The sequence below is a fragment of the Burkholderia arboris genome (assembly GCF_038723655.1).
In the GTDB taxonomy this organism is placed as follows: Bacteria; Pseudomonadota; Gammaproteobacteria; order Burkholderiales; family Burkholderiaceae; genus Burkholderia; species Burkholderia arboris.
Genome location: NZ_CP109823.1, coordinates 617349 through 633330, shown reverse-complemented (window position 1 = coordinate 633330; position 15982 = coordinate 617349). Strand labels below are relative to the sequence as shown.

At 66.4% G+C, this 15982-nt stretch carries 15 protein-coding genes; 10 read left to right on the top strand and 5 right to left on the bottom strand.

Annotated elements, in window-relative coordinates; genetic code table 11:
• The first annotated feature begins 20 nt into the window (after positions 1–20).
• From OHZ10_RS35500 to OHZ10_RS35465, 8 genes are all read left to right on the top strand, one after another.
• Positions 21–1238 carry a xanthine dehydrogenase family Fe-S subunit gene (locus OHZ10_RS35500; RefSeq protein ID WP_342706482.1) on the top strand — a complete coding sequence of 406 codons (1218 nt, stop codon included), beginning with the start codon at positions 21–23 and terminating at the stop codon, positions 1236–1238.
• A 76-nt stretch (positions 1239–1314) separates the two neighbouring features.
• Positions 1315–2280: an amidohydrolase family protein gene (locus tag OHZ10_RS35495; protein ID WP_340626150.1), complete on the top strand. Its 966-nt coding sequence runs from the start codon at positions 1315–1317 to the stop codon at positions 2278–2280.
• Positions 2281–2331: 51 nt separating this feature from the next.
• The gene (locus OHZ10_RS35490; RefSeq protein WP_174994036.1) at positions 2332–3084 is read left to right on the top strand and encodes a maleate cis-trans isomerase family protein; all 753 of its coding nucleotides are present in this window, start codon (positions 2332–2334) and stop codon (positions 3082–3084) included.
• A gap of 17 nt (positions 3085–3101) precedes the next feature.
• Positions 3102–3956: an alpha/beta fold hydrolase gene (locus OHZ10_RS35485; RefSeq protein WP_059242188.1), complete on the top strand. Its 855-nt coding sequence runs from the start codon at positions 3102–3104 to the stop codon at positions 3954–3956.
• A gap of 29 nt (positions 3957–3985) precedes the next feature.
• Positions 3986–5014: a 2,5-dihydroxypyridine 5,6-dioxygenase gene (locus tag OHZ10_RS35480; protein WP_342706481.1), complete on the top strand. Its 1029-nt coding sequence runs from the start codon at positions 3986–3988 to the stop codon at positions 5012–5014.
• 11 nt (positions 5015–5025) lie between these two features.
• Positions 5026–5652 (top strand): isochorismatase family protein, encoded by a 627-nt coding sequence (locus OHZ10_RS35475; protein ID WP_059242185.1) that lies wholly within the window; start codon positions 5026–5028, stop codon positions 5650–5652.
• Between the two features lie 126 nt (positions 5653–5778).
• Positions 5779–7368, top strand: coding sequence for an MFS transporter (locus OHZ10_RS35470; protein WP_342706480.1), 1590 nt, complete (start codon positions 5779–5781; stop codon positions 7366–7368).
• 107 nt (positions 7369–7475) lie between these two features.
• A complete protein-coding gene (locus OHZ10_RS35465; protein ID WP_342706479.1) occupies positions 7476–8540 on the top strand; it encodes a porin in 1065 nt (354 codons plus the stop codon).
• A gap of 22 nt (positions 8541–8562) precedes the next feature.
• On the opposite strand, the gene OHZ10_RS35460 is transcribed toward OHZ10_RS35465, so the two are convergent.
• Positions 8563–9069, bottom strand: coding sequence for a MarR family winged helix-turn-helix transcriptional regulator (locus tag OHZ10_RS35460; RefSeq protein WP_174994040.1), 507 nt, complete (start codon positions 9067–9069; stop codon positions 8563–8565).
• Between the two features lie 349 nt (positions 9070–9418).
• On the opposite strand from OHZ10_RS35460, the gene OHZ10_RS35455 reads away from it, so the two are divergent.
• Positions 9419–10744, top strand: coding sequence for an MFS transporter (locus OHZ10_RS35455; RefSeq protein WP_174994084.1), 1326 nt, complete (start codon positions 9419–9421; stop codon positions 10742–10744).
• A gap of 167 nt (positions 10745–10911) precedes the next feature.
• Here the strand turns inward: OHZ10_RS35455 and deoC are convergent, their stop codons facing one another.
• Positions 10912–11592 carry a deoxyribose-phosphate aldolase gene (gene deoC / locus OHZ10_RS35450; RefSeq protein WP_342706478.1) on the bottom strand — a complete coding sequence of 227 codons (681 nt, stop codon included), beginning with the start codon at positions 11590–11592 and terminating at the stop codon, positions 10912–10914.
• 146 nt (positions 11593–11738) lie between these two features.
• Here deoC and deoR point away from each other — a divergent pair, with 146 nt between their 5' ends.
• Positions 11739–12509 carry a DNA-binding transcriptional repressor DeoR gene (deoR, locus tag OHZ10_RS35445; protein WP_059242175.1) on the top strand — a complete coding sequence of 257 codons (771 nt, stop codon included), beginning with the start codon at positions 11739–11741 and terminating at the stop codon, positions 12507–12509.
• A gap of 34 nt (positions 12510–12543) precedes the next feature.
• On the opposite strand, the gene OHZ10_RS35440 is transcribed toward deoR, so the two are convergent.
• The 3 genes from OHZ10_RS35440 to rbsK are packed head-to-tail and all read right to left on the bottom strand — an operon-like array spanning position 12544 to position 15939.
• A complete protein-coding gene (locus OHZ10_RS35440) occupies positions 12544–13596 on the bottom strand; it encodes an aldose 1-epimerase family protein (protein WP_059242173.1) in 1053 nt (350 codons plus the stop codon).
• 2 nt (positions 13597–13598) lie between these two features.
• Positions 13599–14972: an L-fucose:H+ symporter permease gene (gene fucP / locus OHZ10_RS35435; protein ID WP_340626146.1), complete on the bottom strand. Its 1374-nt coding sequence runs from the start codon at positions 14970–14972 to the stop codon at positions 13599–13601.
• A gap of 40 nt (positions 14973–15012) precedes the next feature.
• Positions 15013–15939, bottom strand: a complete 927-nt coding sequence (gene rbsK / locus OHZ10_RS35430; RefSeq protein WP_342706477.1) for a ribokinase — start codon at positions 15937–15939, stop codon at positions 15013–15015.
• Between the last annotated feature and the right edge of the window lie 43 nt (positions 15940–15982).

The window sequence follows — 15982 nt, the reverse complement described above, 5'->3', positions numbered from 1 at the left end:
GTTTTTGACAGGAAGATATCATGTCTGCCATCGAACTGACGATCAACGACAAACCCGTCCGCAACGAAGTCGCGCCACGCGTGCATCTCGGCGATTTCCTGCGCGATACCCATCACCTGACCGGCACGCACCTCGGCTGCGAGCACGGCGTATGCGGCGCGTGCACGGTGCTGTGCGACGGCGAACCGGTGCGCGCGTGCATCACGTTCGCGGTCGCGTGCGATCGACGTGAGGTCCGGACCATCGAGGGGTTCGACGACGACGAACTGATGACGCGGCTGCGCCGCGCGTTCTCGCAGCATCACGCGTTGCAATGCGGCTACTGTACGCCCGGGATGCTCATCACTGCGCGCGATATCGTGCAGCGCTTGCCGGACGCGGACGAGGCGCGCATCCGGCTCGAACTGTCGGGCAATCTGTGTCGCTGCACCGGGTACATGGGCATCGTTGCAGCGATTCGCTGGGTGCTCGACGACCTGAGACGCAATCCGCTCGCGCAGCCGGTGCCGTCGGCGTTGCCGGCGGTCGCCGGGCCCGCCGGGCGCGCCGGCGCGACGGCCGGATTCACGACGTTCGATGCGAAGCGTGCCGAACCGGTGCCGGGCGCCGCGACGCCGCCCGTCCGCCCGGTGCAGGTGGCGGAGCCGTCCGCCACCGTGCCGTCTGCCGCCGATCGCAAGGGCTGGACCGCGATCGACGACAGCTTCATCGTGCCGTTCCCGCTCGAGCGCGTATGGGCGTTCATGGGCGATCTGCCGTCGGTGACCGCGTGCCTGCCGGGCGCGGAACTCGTCGAGCACGACGCGGAGAAGGTCAAGGGCCGCATCGCGATCAAGTTCGGACCGATGTCCGCGAACTTCGCGGGCTCGGCCCGGCTGGAGCGCGACGACGCGAACCATCGCGCGGTGATGCGTGGTGCCGGCCAGGACAATATCAGCCGGTCGCGCGCGAACGGCGACGTCACGTATGCGCTGACGCCCGAGCAAGACGGTGCGCAAACACGTGTCGCGGTGACGCTCGAATACATGCTGCAGGGGCCGCTCGCGCAGTTTTCGCGATCGGGGCTCGTCAAGGATTTCGTGCGGCGGATGATCGCCGATTTCGGGGCACGCATCACCGCGCAGCTCGGCGGCGACGCCGCACCCGCGGCCGGGCCGGCGACGACGAAGTTCAACGTCGGCGCGATGATCTGGAGCGTCGTCTGGGGGCGCATCAAGCGCCTGTTCGGAGGACGCTGAGCAAGGCAGGCCGCGGACGGCATCGTCCGCGATATCCCGCCAAAATTGTCAGTATGCTGAATATATGGAGCATGAAGTGACCGACCGTATCCGCAAGATCGCGCTGGAAGAACATTTTTCGACGCCCGGGTTCCACGCGTACTCGAAGAGTTTTACGCAACACATCGCGCCGGCGGTGCTGGCCGACCTCGGCGCGCGGCTGGCCGATTTCGACGTGCTTCGGCTCGCCGAGATGGACCGGGCGGGCATCGACTACACGATCCTGTCGCAGACCGGCCCGAGCGTGCAGGGCGAGCGCGACGCCGCCGTCGCGGTGGCGCGTGCGCGGGAGAGCAACGATTTCCTGGCTGCACAGATCGCGCGGCATCCGTCGCGCTTCGGCGGATTCGCGACGCTGGCGATGCAGTCGCCGGATGCCGCGATCGACGAACTGACGCGCACCGTCACGACGCTCGGCTTCAAGGGCGCGCTGGTGAACGGGCACACGTTCGGCGCGTATTACGACGAGCGTGCGTACGACCCGTTCTGGGCGTGCCTGCAGGCGCTCGACGTGCCGCTGTACCTGCATCCGGCCGACGCGTACGTGACGCCGCGGGTGTTCGACGGACATCCGGAACTGGCGGGCGCCGCATGGGGGTGGGGAGTCGAAACGGGCACCCATGCGCTGCGGCTGCTGTTCGGCGGCGTGTTCGACCGCTTCCCGGGCGTCAAGGTGATTCTCGGGCACATGGGCGAGGGCCTGCCGTTCCTGCGCTGGCGCTTCGACAGCCGCTTCGCCGTCTATTCGCACGGCGTGAGGCTTGAACGCCAGCCTTCCGACTATTTCGGCCGAAACATCCTGATCACGACGTCGGGCGTGTGTTCGGCGCCCGCGCTGATCGGTGCGATCGGCGAAATGGGGGCCGACGCGGTGATGTTTTCGGTCGACTACCCGTACGAGTCGACGGCCGTCGCGGCCGACTTCATCGAGCAGGCGCCGCTCGACGACGCAACACGGCAGCGCGTCTGTCACGGCAATGCGGCGCGCATTTTCAGGCTTTGACGCCGGGGTCCGGCGTCACGACACCCTTCTCCGTAGAAACAGGAACCTGCAATGAGCAAGCAATTTCGTATCGGCCAGATCGTGCCGAGCTCCAATACGACGATGGAAACCGAGATCCCGGCGATGCTGCGGCTGCGCGAAACGATCCGCCCCGAACGCTTCACGTTTCATTCGAGCCGGATGCGGATGAAGAAGGTCGTCAAGGAAGAGCTCGCGGCGATGGATGCCGAATCCGACCGCTGCGCGATGGAGCTGAGCGATGCGCGCGTCGACGTGCTCGGCTACGCGTGCCTCGTCGCGATCATGGCGATGGGCCACGGCTACCACCGCGTGTCGCAGGCGCGCCTGACGAAGCACACGGCCGACAACGGCGCGCAGGCGCCCGTGCTGACGAGCGCGGGCGCGCTCGTCGACGCACTGAAGGTGATCGGCGCGAAGCGCATCGTTGTCGTCGCGCCGTACATGCTGCCGCTCACCGAACTCGTGGTCGACTACATCCGCAACGAAGGCTTCGACGTGCTCGCCTATCGCGCGCTGGAGATCCCCGACAACCTCGACGTCGGCCGCCACGATCCGGCGCGCCTGCCCGGCATCGTGAAGACGCTGCCGTACCAGGATGCCGATGCGATCGTGCTGTCCGCGTGCGTGCAGATGCCGTCGCTGCCGGCCGTCGCGCAGGTCGAGGCGATGACGGGCAAGCCGGTCATCACGGCCGCGATCGCGACCGCCTACGCGATGCTGCGCGAGCTCGATCTCGAGCCCGTCGTGCCGGGCGCCGGCGCACTGTTGTCCGGCGCGTACTGACGAAGCGGAGTGTGTTCATGAGCGATCGTTCCACTTTCATGTACGGCGGCAACGTTCACGCGAACGGCATCCGCCAGCATTACCTGCGCTACGGCGGCCGGCAGGCGCCGCGTGCCGGCCGCGATCCGGTCGTCATCGTGCCGGGCATCACGAGCCCGGCGGCGACCTGGGGCTTCGTCGGCGAGCATCTCGGCACGACCTGCGACACCTATGTTCTCGACGTGCGCGGGCGCGGGCTGTCGTCGGCGTCCGATACGCTCGACTACAGTCTCGATGCCCAGGCGCGCGACCTCGTGGCGTTTGCCGACGCGCTCGGCCTCGAGCACTACAGCGTCGTCGGGCATTCGATGGGGGCGCGCATCGCGGTGCGTGCCGCGGCGGCGAAGCCTGCCGGCATGGCGCGCATCGTACTGGTCGACCCGCCGGTATCGGGGCCGGGGCGTCGCCCCTATCCGTCTGCGCTTCCGTGGTACATCGATTCGATGCGCATGGCGCGCGACGGTGCCGGCTACGCAGCCATGCGCGAATTCTGTCCGACCTGGACCGACGAGCAATTGCGGCTGCGCGCCGAATGGCTGCACACGTGCGACGAGCGCGCGGTGCGGGCCAGCTTCGACGGCTTCCATACCGACGACATCCATCGCGACCTGCCGTCGATCGACATCCCGGTGATGCTGATGACGGCCGGGCGCGGCGATGTCGTCCGGCAGGCCGACGTGGACGAGATCCAGCGCCTCGTTCCGCATCTCGTCCACGCCCATGTCGCGGATGCCGGCCACATGATCCCGTGGGACGACGAAGCCGGCTTCTATCGGGCCTTCGGCGGATTTCTCGGCGTGCCGCTGCCGTTCGCTGTCGCGACCGGGCGCTGAGCCACGACACACGTTCAAAGGAGCCCATCATGCCCGTAAGCGATTTCCAGATGGTCGACGCGTGGAAGCAGGTCCTGACGCTGTCGCGCCTCGAACCCGGCCAGACCGTCACGATCCTGACGAGCTCGGCCACCCACCCGCAAACCCTCAGTACCGCATCGATCGCGGCCCAGTCGATGGGCGCGGTGGTGAACCGGCTGGATCTGCCGCCCGTCAACGGCGAGAAGTCGCTGAGCCGCGATTCGCTCGCGTATCTCGGCACGACGCCGCTGACCGGCAACCGGGCGGCGATTGCGGCGCTCAAGGCGAGCGATCTCGTGCTCGACCTGATGACGCTGCTGTTTTCGCCCGAGCAGCTCGACATCCTGAAGGGCGGCACGAAGATCCTGCTCGCGGTCGAGCCTCCCGAAGTGCTGACGCGTCTCGTGCCCACCCAGGAAGACCGCATCCGCGTGCTGGCCGCCCGCGCGCGCATCGCGTGCGCGAAGGAGATGCGCGTGGTGTCGGCGGCCGGGACGGATCTGCGCTGCCCGATCGGCGAGTTCGACGCGATTGCCGAATACGGTTTCGTCGACGAACCGGGGCGCTGGGATCATTGGCCGAGCGGTTTCGCGCTGACGTTCCCCGACGAAGGGCGCGCGTGCGGACGTATCGTGATCGATCGCGGCGACATCCTGCTTCCGCAGAAGTGCTACGTCCGGGAGCCGATCGTCCTCACCGTCGAGGCCGGCTTTGCGACGCGCATCGAAGGGGGAATCGATGCGCAGCTGCTGTCCGAATACATGGCGACGTTCGACGATCGCGAAGCGTATGCGATCTCGCATATCGGCTGGGGGCTGCAACCGCGGGCGCACTGGGCGACGCTCGGCCTGTACGACCGCGAGGCCACCATCGGCATGGATGCCCGCGCGTTCGAAGGCAATTTCCTGTTCTCGCTCGGACCGAACAACGAAGGCGGCGGCCAGCGCACCACGACCTGTCACATCGACATCCCGTTGCGCCACTGCGACGTCTTCCTCGACGGGGAAGCCGTGGTGCGCAATGGCAAAGTCGTTTGAGGAGACCGCACATGACACATGACCTCGATACCTATCGCCGCCAGCGCTTCGGTGCGGCACTCGAACCGGTCGCGCCGGTCGGCCTGCTGATCGTCGACTTCGTGAACGGCTTCGCCGATCCGGACGTGTTCGGCGGCGGCAATATCGCGCAGGCGATCGAACGGTCCGTGCCGCTTCTCGCAGCCGCCCGCGCGCGCGGCTGGCCGATCGCCCATACGCGCATCGTGTTTGCCGACGACGATGCCGACGAGAACCTCTTCACGACCAAGGTGCCCGGGTTGCTCGCGCTGAAGGAGCACGCGCACAACAGCGCGATCGTGCCGGAACTGACGCCGTGGGCGGGCGAACTCGTGGTGCGCAAGACGGGCCCGTCGGCGTTCTTCGGCACGCCGCTCGCGGCCTGGCTCGCGCAGCGCGGCGTGCGCACGCTTGCGGTGGCCGGCGCCGTCACGAGCGGATGCGTGCGGGCGAGCGTCGTCGACGCGATGCAGTACGGCTTCCGCCCGTTCGTGCTCGCCGATTGCGTCGGCGATCGCGCGCTTGCCCCGCACGATGCGAATCTTTTCGACATGGCGCAGAAGTACGCAGCCGTCATGGCGCGCGACGAAGCGCTCGCGTGCCTGGACGAGGCGACGTGACCGCACGCGGTATCCGCTCCGCACGGGACGGGTACCGCGCTCGATCGAACGTGACGCAAAGGCTGTCGCTGAAGCGATCGGCCGGATAAAAGAATCGCCCGGCCCGATCCGGGACAAGGAGACAGCATGTTGACAGCAACGCCTGCCCTGGCGGCGGGGACAGTCACGCGCAGCGAATTCACGCTGATCGTGGCGTCGTCGTTCGGGGCATTGCTCGAGTGGTACGACTTCTACATCTACGCGGCGCTCGCCGCGACGTTCAGTACGCTGTTCTTCCCGAGCGGCAATGCGACCGCGGCGTTCCTGGCCAGCCTCGCGACCTTCGGCGCGGGCTTCCTCGTGCGGCCGCTCGGTGCGCTGTTTTTCGGCCGTCTCGGCGATCGCATCGGCCGCAAGTACACGTTCATGGCCACGATTGTGCTGATGGGCGTCGCGACAGTCGGCGTCGGCCTGTTGCCGCCGTACGCGCACATCGGCGTGGCGGCGCCGGTGTTGCTGGTGGTGCTCCGGCTGCTGCAGGGTTTCGCGCTGGGCGGCGAGACCGGCGGCGCCGCGACCTACCTGGCCGAACATGCGCCGGACAGGCGCCGCGGGCTCTATACGAGCGCGTTGCAGACCACGGCGACGCTCGGCCTGCTGTCGTCGATCGCGGTGGTCGGCGCGACGCGCGCGCTGGCCGGGCACGATGCGTTCCAGGCATGGGGATGGCGCATCCCGTTCCTGGTCTCGCTGGTGCTGCTCGCGATATCCGTCTACCTGCGCACGCGCCTCGCCGAATCGCCGACGTTCCAGCGGATGAAGGAAACCGGCAAGCTGTCGAAGTCGCCGATCGGCGAAAGCTTCGGCACGTGGGCGAACCTGAAGTATGTGCTGGTGATGCTGTTCAGCACGGCGTCGGGTGTCGGCGTGGTGTTCGGCACCGGGCATTTCTACTCGATGTATTTCCTGCAGAACACGCTCAAGGTCGCGCCCGAGACCGTCAACCTGTATCTCGCGATCGCGCTGGTTGGCGCATTTCCGTTCTACCTGTTGTTCGGCTGGCTGTCCGACCGGATCGGGCGCAAGTGGATCATGGTCGCCGCCTGCGCGTTGCTGGCCACGACGACCGTGCCGATCTTCCACGCGCTGACGCACTATGCCAATCCGCAACTGGAGGCGTTCCAGGCGCGTACCGACGTCGTCGTGCATGCGGACGATTGCCACTTCTCGCTGTTCGGTGCGCCGCGCAGCGAGTGCGACCGCATTCGGGCCTTTCTGAGTGCGTCCGGCGTGTCCTACGAGCAGGCGGCGACGGCCGGGCGTCCGTACACGACGATCGGCACCGTCAGGGTCGACGGTACCGACCCGGCCGCGCTGCGGCGCACGCTGCTCGCGGCTGGCTGGACCGATCGCGCCGACCCGGCGCGGATCAACGGCGTCGCGGTCGTGCTGCTGATGTGGCTGCTGATCTTTTACCTGACGATGGTGTACGGCCCGATGGCCGCGTTCATGGTCGAGCTGTTTCCCGCGCGTATCCGCTACACGTCGCTGTCGCTGCCGTTCCATCTCGGCTCGGGTTGGTTCGGCGGCATGCTGCCGTTCGTCGTGTCGGCGATGGCGGTCGCGCACGGCAATGTCTATTTCGGCCTCTGGTATCCGGTCTCGGTCGCGCTCGTCTCGGCCGTGGTCGGTGCCGCGTTCGTCCCGGAGACATTCCGGCGCGACGTATCGCACTGACGCGGCTGCTCGATGAAAAACAGGCGGCCCGCACAAGGACGGGCCGTCACGGTAGAGATCCTTTCAAGGAAACGACAATGCGTGCGTGGCAAGTGGCGGCGTGTGGAATGTGCACGGCGTGGTGGTCCGTGTCGGCGTGGGCCGATGCGTCGAGTGTTCAGCTCTGGGGTGTCGTCGATGCGGGCGTGACCGTCGTCAGCAACCAGAAGGGGCATCGCAACACGCTGATGGATACTGGTATCGCATCGCCCAATCTATGGGGATTGCGTGGCCAGGAGGATCTGGGCGGCGGCTATCGCGCGGTCTTCGAGCTGACCGACCAGTTCAATCTCGGCACCGGCGCGGTCTTTCCGACCAACGGCGGCGGGCTGTTCGGCCGCACTGCCTACGTTGGGCTGGCGAGCGATCGTCTCGGCCGGCTCACGTTCGGCGAGCAGTACGACTTCATGATCGACAGCCTGCTGCGCCATGACAACTCGGTCGCGATTGCCGGCCTGTATGGTTTCCGGCAGGGCCCGTTCGCGGGCCTGGGCATTCCGAACAACGTGTCGGGCAGTTCGAACTTCGACCGGATGTCCGGAACGGCGATGCCCAATGCCGCGAAGTATGTGACGCCGACCTGGAACGGCCTGTCGGCCGGCGTGATGGCCGGGTTCGGCGGCGTTCCCGGTTCGATTGCGCAGCAGAGCGGGCAGAGCGCGGGCCTCAACTATGCAATCGGGGCGCTGTCGCTCGGTGCGGCCTACACGTACCAGCGCTATCCGCAGCTCGGTGGCGGCATGCGCGGCATCCGCAATGTCGGTGCGGGCGCGACGTATGCGCTTGGCGCGCTGACGTTCAACGTGCTGTACACGAATACGACGAACACCGCGAACGATGCGCGAATCGATGTCTATCAGGCGGGCGTGCGCTATCAGGCCGACGCGGCGCTGTCGATCGGTGGCGATTACGAATTGATGCGCGGCAACGGTGTGCTGCACGACGATCGCGCGCACCAGTTTTCGCTCGGTGCCCGCTATGCGCTGTCGAAGCGCACGGTGGCCTATGTGGAAACCGTGTACCAGCAGGTTGCCGGAGACGACCAGCCGAAGGCGTGGATCATGGCCGTGTCGAGCCCGTCGGGCAGCAACCGGCAGATGCTCGCGCGCGTGGGGATGCTGCACCGGTTCTGAACGGGCGACGAACCTGCCGCGATCAGTCGAAATGCTTGAGCGACGTGCGTCCGTACTGGTTGTTGCCTTCGACGAGCGCCATCATCATCCGGACGAACTCCGTGCGCTCCTTCGCGGACAGCGGCTCCATGAACCTGACCTGCGCCTCGCGCATGCTGTCGTACATCTCGTTCATGATGCGCGTGCCTTTCGCCGAAATGGTGGCCAGCTTCTGCCGGCCGTCGAGCGGGCTCGGTTCGCGTTTCACGAGCCCGCGCTCCTCCAGCCGCCGCAGCACGTCGGCCATCGTGGTGCGGTCGACGCCGACTTCGGCGCACAGCGACGTCTGGTCGAGGCCGGGGCGCTCGTTCAACGTCGTCAGCAGCCCGTACTGGACCGGCGTGATGTCGAAGCCCTTGCAGCATTCGAAGAACAGCGCGATGTGAATCTGGTTCAGGCGGCGGATCAGGAAGCCCGGGCGTTGCCACAGATGGCCCGTTTCGAGGTCGGGTTCGGGCTTGGACGTCTTCTTGTTCGTAGCGGAAGTCATGACGGAACATCCAGAGGGGTCGTTCGATGGGGCCATTGTAGCCCGGCCGCTATCGGGCACGACGCGCCCGCTGGCCGTGACGGCCGTGATGTCAGGGTAACCCTGCTTGCAGCGGGAAAATTCTCGATATACAAAACAATATGTCAGTGTACTGATTAAATGATCGAAAACGATCCCGATCGATGGAGGCGATGCGGGAGGGTGGCAGCGTCGATGTTCCGATAGTAAGACAGACCCTGGCGATGCAGGACAGGAACCCTCCGGATGGTTGACTTGCATCCAATTCGTCAGTGGGCTGATTATAAAGATACCGAACGGAAGTGAACCTTTCAAGTGTTTGGAGATTGCAATGAATTCAACCCCCGTGCAACCCGGCGAGCTGTCGACGGATGTCCGTTCGCTATCGCGCAACGATGTCAAAACGCTCTTTCTGGCGTCGCTGGGCGGCGCGCTCGAATACTACGACTTCATCGTCGCGGTGTTTTTCACGAAGCTGCTCGCGACGGTGTTTTTTCCGCCGCATACGCCTGAATGGCTGGCGCAGCTCGAGGTCTTTTGCGTGTTCGCGGCAGGCTATCTCGTGCGTCCGATCGGCGGCATCTTCTTCGCGCATTTCGGCGACCGGATCGGGCGCAAGAAGATGTTCGCGCTGAGCCTGTTCCTGATGGCGTTTCCGACGCTGCTGATCGGCCTGTTGCCGGGCTACGCGACGCTCGGCATCGTCGCGCCGCTGCTGTTCCTGCTGTGCCGCGTGCTGCAGGGCCTGTCCGTGGGCGGCGAGGTGCCCGGCGCCTGGATCTTCTGTTCGGAGCATGTGCGGCGCGATCGCGTCGGGCTGGCCTGCGGGCTGCTGATGGCGGGCCTGTGCACGGGGATCCTGCTCGGTGCGCTGAGCGCCAGGTACCTGTCGTCGAACCTCGATCACGAGAGCCTGCTGGCATGGGGCTGGCGCATGCCGTTCATCGCCGGGGGGGTGTTCGGGCTCGTGTCCGTCTACCTGCGCCGCTATCTGCACGAGACGCCGGTGTTCGAGGCGCTGCGTGCAAAACGCGCGGCGGACGCCAGGCTGCCGCTGTCGATCGTGCTCGGGAATCATCGTGGCGCGATCGCCGTGTCGATGCTGGCGACCTGGGTGTTTTCCGGCGTCTTCGTGCTTTTTTTCCTGTTCACGCCGACCTATCTGCAGTCGCAGTTTCATCTCGATGCGAAGACGGTGTTCACGATGAATTCGTGGTCGATCCTGATGCTGATTCTCGGGAGCGTCGCTGCCGGCTGGGCGGCCGACGTGATCGGCGGAGGCCGCGCGTATGCGATCGGATGTGCCGGCATGCTCGCCGTGTGCGGCGCGTTCTACTGGACGCTGACGGCAGGCGGCGGCGTGTCGTGGCCGCTTTACGTGGCCGGCGGGTTCCTGATCGGGACCATTACGCTGGGGCCGTACATCATCGTCCGCAGTTTCCCGCCTGAAGTCCGCTTCACCGGGTTCGCACTTGCCTACAACACGGCCTATGCGTTGTTTGGCGGAACGGCGCCCGCCGTCGCGTCGTATTTCGTCGGCAAGCTGGGGATCGTTGCGGCGCCCGGCTACTACACGGTCGCCCTGTGCGTGCTTGGCATCGTCATCGGCCTGTTCTGGAAAGCGCCGGTGTCACGCGACACGAGTCGTCCAGAATAGGATGCGCGCGCCGGTCACCGGCCTTGGGAGGCATCGGTGAACGTCGTGAACGGCGTGCGGCCGTCGCGGCTCGCGAGCGTGACGCCGCGCGACGAGGCGTGCGTTTCCTGGGCGGTGCCGCAGGTTGCCGGCCGCGTGAAGTTTCCCGGCGGCCGGCCCTGCGCGGTTCAGTACCCCGATCCGTTGCCACCCTGGTCGGTGACGATCGCGACCCCCGAGCTCGTACCGAGCCGCGTCGCGCCGGCTTCGAGCATCGCGAGCGCGGTCGCGCGGTCGCGCACGCCGCCCGATGCCTTCACGCCCAGCACGGGGCCGACCGTGCGGCGCATCAGTGCGACATCCGCGAGCGTCGCGCCGCCGTGGCCGAACCCGGTCGATGTCTTCACGAACGCGACGCCGAGATCGCGGCACATCTCGCATACGCGGATTTTCTCGTCGTCGGTCAGCAGCCCCGTTTCGAGGATCACCTTGAGCGGCACCGCGCCGCATGCGCGATGTACGGCCGCGATGTCGGCCTTCACGTCGTCGGCGCGGCCGCTCTTGAGCGCGCCGATGTCGATCACCATGTCGATCTCGCCGGCGCCTGCGTCGATCGCGGCTGTGGCTTCGAATGCCTTCGCGGCAGACAGCCCGGCGCCGAGCGGAAAGCCGACGACCGAGCACACGAGCACACCGGTATCGGCCAGTTCGCGCGCGGCGAGCGGCACGTTCGCCGAATTCACGCAGACCGAGTAAAAGCGATGCTCGGCCGCCTGGCGGCAGAGTTCGCGGATCTGCGCGTCGCTCGCGTCGGGCGCGAGCAGCGTGTGATCGATGGTTTGGGCGAGCTGGGCGTTGGAAAGCGGCATGTGTCAGGACTCCACGGATCGTGTGCGGAAAGGGCACACGGAAAGTTGATGTTTTCACATCGGTTTGTTACAAATACGACATTCCGGCCGGGCCTGTGTGCCCGGCACGACACGCGACGGATGCGACGGGTACGCAGGATACTGGCATGGAAACGAAGAAGGGCGAACGGATCAAGACATTGATGAACGTGCTGCAAGGGCAGAACGCGATTCATCTGAAGGAAGTGGCCGAGCTGTTCGGTGTGTCCGAGATGACGATCCGCCGCGATCTCGCGGACAATCCGCACGGTCTCAGCCTGATCGGTGGCTACGTGACGCGCCATTTCGCCGCGCAGCGCAGCGATATCGGCGAGTACCTGATCAGTGCCGAGAACAACCGGCAGACCGAGGAAAAGCGCCGCATCGGCAAGCTGGCCGCGCAGTTCGTGACGACCGGCGACACGATCTTCGTCGACTGCGGCTCGACCACGCCGTTCATCGTCGACTTCATTCCGGACGATCTCGAATTCACGGCGGTTTGCAATTCGCTGAACGTGTTCGCGAAGCTGCAGCAGAAGCCGCATTGCAACGTGATCCTGTGCGGCGGTGCGTATCACCGCCAGAACATGGTGTTCGAATCGGTCGCCGAAACGGGCATCCTCGACTCGGTACGCGTGTCGAAGGCGTTCATCTCGGCGGCCGGCGTGAGCGACCGCTGCGGCGTCACGTGCTTCAACTTCCACGAAGTCGATGCGAAGAAAAAGGTGATGGCGCGTGCGCAGAACCGCTTCCTGCTCGTCGACCACACGAAGTTCGACGAAGTGCGCGCGGCCTATTTCGCCGAACTGACCGATTTCAACTACGTGATCTCCGACGGGCAACTGAGCCGCCGCTACGAAACGGCGATCCGCGAACACGGGATCGCGCTCGTGACCTGATGGCGCGCGGGCGTGCGTCGCGCTTTGCATCGCATCACGCATCGCGCGCTTCCGCCGCACTCAGGTAACCGGTGAGCACGTCGAAGCGGCGCGATGCGCCCGACGCGAGTGCGGCGACGTGGCCCTTGCGGCGTTCGGCTTCATAACCCTCGGGCTCGCAGGTCGACGGCAGCGCGAACGCGGCGACCTGCTGGTCCGCGTTGTGCAGGATCCAGCGCGTCGCATGCGGGAATTGCTCCGGGCGATAGGCGGTGTGGAACGCCCCGCCGTCCGGATGCGCGAGCCGGAAATGCGCGACGCCGTCGGCGTCCGTTTCCACGCCGTTCATGAAGAACACGATCTCGGGGTCGTACAGCGCGGGCGTATCGAGCGTCGCGAGCCGCTCGGGTTCGCGCGCGAGCGTGGCCGTGTAGTCGCGCCATGCCGCGGTCGGCTTCACGTGCGCGGGCACGCTGTCGCGCAGCCGCAAGCCGCCGCGCGACGGCGATTGCACGAAGCGGCCGCCCGGCACATACGCGTAGTTCAGGTGGGCCATGTACATCAGGTCCATCGGCGTGCCGCCGAGATTCGTTACGTCCATTGCGATCGTCATCTGCGCGTCGTGCTCCGCCAGCCGCACCGACGGACGCGCAACGTAGTGGCTGCCGAAGCCCTGCACGTACTCGTATTCGCCGGTCACTTCGACGCATGCGCCGCGCGCATCCATGCCGACGACGAGGCTCGCGCGGTCCATCGGCGCACACGGCATCTCGCCGTGCAGCGCATGCGTGTCGTCCGGCCCCGGGCAGCCGTTGCGCAGCAGCCCGCTGTGGAACATGAAGCAGCCGTAGGTATCGATGATCGATGCCGCCCGCTTCGGCTGCCGGAACATGTGCTGCATCGTCAGGTCGCGGCCATCAAATTGCGCGGCCCAGATCATCTGGCCGAGATACGGCAGCACGACGAGATGGCCGCGGCGGTTTTCGAGCTTCAGCGCTTCGACGCCGGACGGATACGCGAACGCGGTGACGGTGAAGCCGTTGGTGCGGTACAGCGTGCGCGGCGTCTCGCGGAAGTCGTCGCGCCGCAGTTCGATCTCGCCTCGCATGGTCATGCTCCCGACGTGTTGCGCGGTGCGGCGTAGCGTGCGGGCGCGCGGCTGTCGGCGGGCGCATCGGGCGTCGCGGCCGGCAGGTGGCGCAGGCAGTAGAAGCCGTAGTAGACGATCACGACGAAGCACGCGAGCGGCACGACGAACGCGAGCTGCATGTTGCCGCCGGTGTGGTCGGAGATCAGCCCCTGGATCAGCGGCACGACCGCGCCGCCGACGATGCTCATCACGAGGATCGAGCCGCCGTATTCGGTGTCCTTGCCGAGACCGTCGATCGTCAGGCCGTAGATCGTCGGCCAGCACGGGCCGAGGAACACGCTCACGCACACGGCGGCATAGACGGCCGTGATGTTGTGCACGCTGATCGTGTACGCGAGCAGCGCGATGCACAGGATGCCGTAGACGATCAGCACCTTGGCCGGGCCGACGCGTTTCATCACGAGCGTCGCGACCAGCTTGCCGACGAAGAACGCGAAGAACGTCGCGAGCAGATAGTGCGACGCGCCGCGCTCGGTGAGGCCGCCGATCTGCATCGCGAGCCGGATCGTGAAGCTCCACACGCCCACCTGCGCACCGACATACAGGAACTGCGCGACCACGCCCGCGACGAAGCGCCGGTTGCCGAACAGCCGTGCGAGCGTGCCGCGCGCGTCGATCCGGTGCGTGACCGCGCCGGGCCCGTTGCCCTTGCAGGCCGGGTAGGGCGTGAGCGCGAACACGATGAACACGGCGACGAGCACGGCGATCAGCCATTTGTACGGCTCGAGCGTGGCCTGGATCATCGCGAGCTGGTGCACGTGCGCTTCGGCGGCCGACATCGCCGCGAGCTGCGCATGCGACGCGTCGCCTTCCTTGAAGATCAGGAGACTGCCCATGTAGACGCCGGCCATCGCGCCGAACGGATAGAACGTCTGCGAGATATTCAGCCGCCGCGTGCTGGTGTCGCGCGGGCCCATCAGCGTCGAATACGAGTTCGCCGCCGTTTCGAGGAACGACAGGCCCGCGGCAATCACGAACAGCGCGACGAGGAACATCCCGTATTTCGCCATCGACGCGGCCGGGAAGAACAGCAGGCAGCCGGTCGTGTAGAGCAGCAGGCCGACGAGGATCGTCGTCTTGTAGCTGAACTTCTTCACGACGGTCGCGGCCGGAATCGCGAGGAAGAAGTAGCCGAGATAGAACGCGGACTGCACGAATGCCGATTCGAAATCGGACAGGAAGAACGATTTCTTGAACTGTGCGATCAGCACGTCGTTCAGGTTCGCGGCGGTGCCCCACAGCGCGAACAGGCAGCACAGCAACGTGAATGCGAAGAGCGGCGTGCGGTTCAGGTAATAGCCGTCGGGTGTGTGTTCGATCCTGGCTCGGCTCATGGGTGTCTCCTTCCCAATGTCTCGTCGATGAAGGCGCCGATCAGAGGCCGGCGTCGTGGAGAAAGCGTTCGAACGTCGCGGCGTCCGCATACGACTTCTGCGTGCCGAGGCCCGTGACCGAATGCGCGGCATACGCGGACGCGTAGCGCATCGCGTCGACGGCATCGCGCGACCTGGCGTAGCAGCGTGCAAAGCAGCCGATGTATGCATCGCCGGCGCCCGTCGTATCGCGCGCGTCGACCGGGACGCCCGGCACGTGCCGGGCGCCGTCGCGCGAGACGAGCAGCGAGCCTTGGTCGCCGAGCGTGACGAGCACATGCTTCAGCCCGCGCGCGACCAGCGCTTCGGCGGCACGGGCCGCGCTCTCGCGCGAATCGACCGGCATGCCCGACACGATCGCGAGCTCGGTTTCGTTCGGCACGAAGAATTCGACGGAGCAGATCCGTTCGAAATCGAGGTCGGCCACGGCGGGCGCGGGGTTCAGCAGCACCGGGATGCCGTGCCGCGCGCCGAATTCGATCGCGTGATAGACGGTGTCGAGTTCGATCTCGAGCTGCAGCACGATCAGTGCGCAGTCGGCGAGCGCCGGCGCGGCCGCGTCGATGTCGGCCGGCTGCAGATGGCGGTTCGCGCCCTTGACGATCAGGATGCTGTTGCTCGAATCGGGCTCGACGAAGATCGGCGCGACGCCGCTCGGCACGCCGGCGACCTTGCGTACGTGCGTGGTGTCGATCCCTTCGCGCGCGAAGTTGCGGATCGTGTTGTCGGCGAACACGTCGTCGCCGACCTTCGTGACCATCACGACGCGTGCGCCGAGGCGGGCGGCCGCGACGGCCTGGTTCGCGCCCTTGCCGCCGCAGCCGAGCTCGAAGTTCGGCGCCTCAAGCGTTTCGCCCCGGGCGGGCATGCGGTCGACGTAGGTCACGAGGTCGACCATGTTGCTGCCGATGACGGCGATTGTCTCCATCTGCGTCTCTTCCTTGGTATGGGGTGCGCCGCGCGCGTGGTCG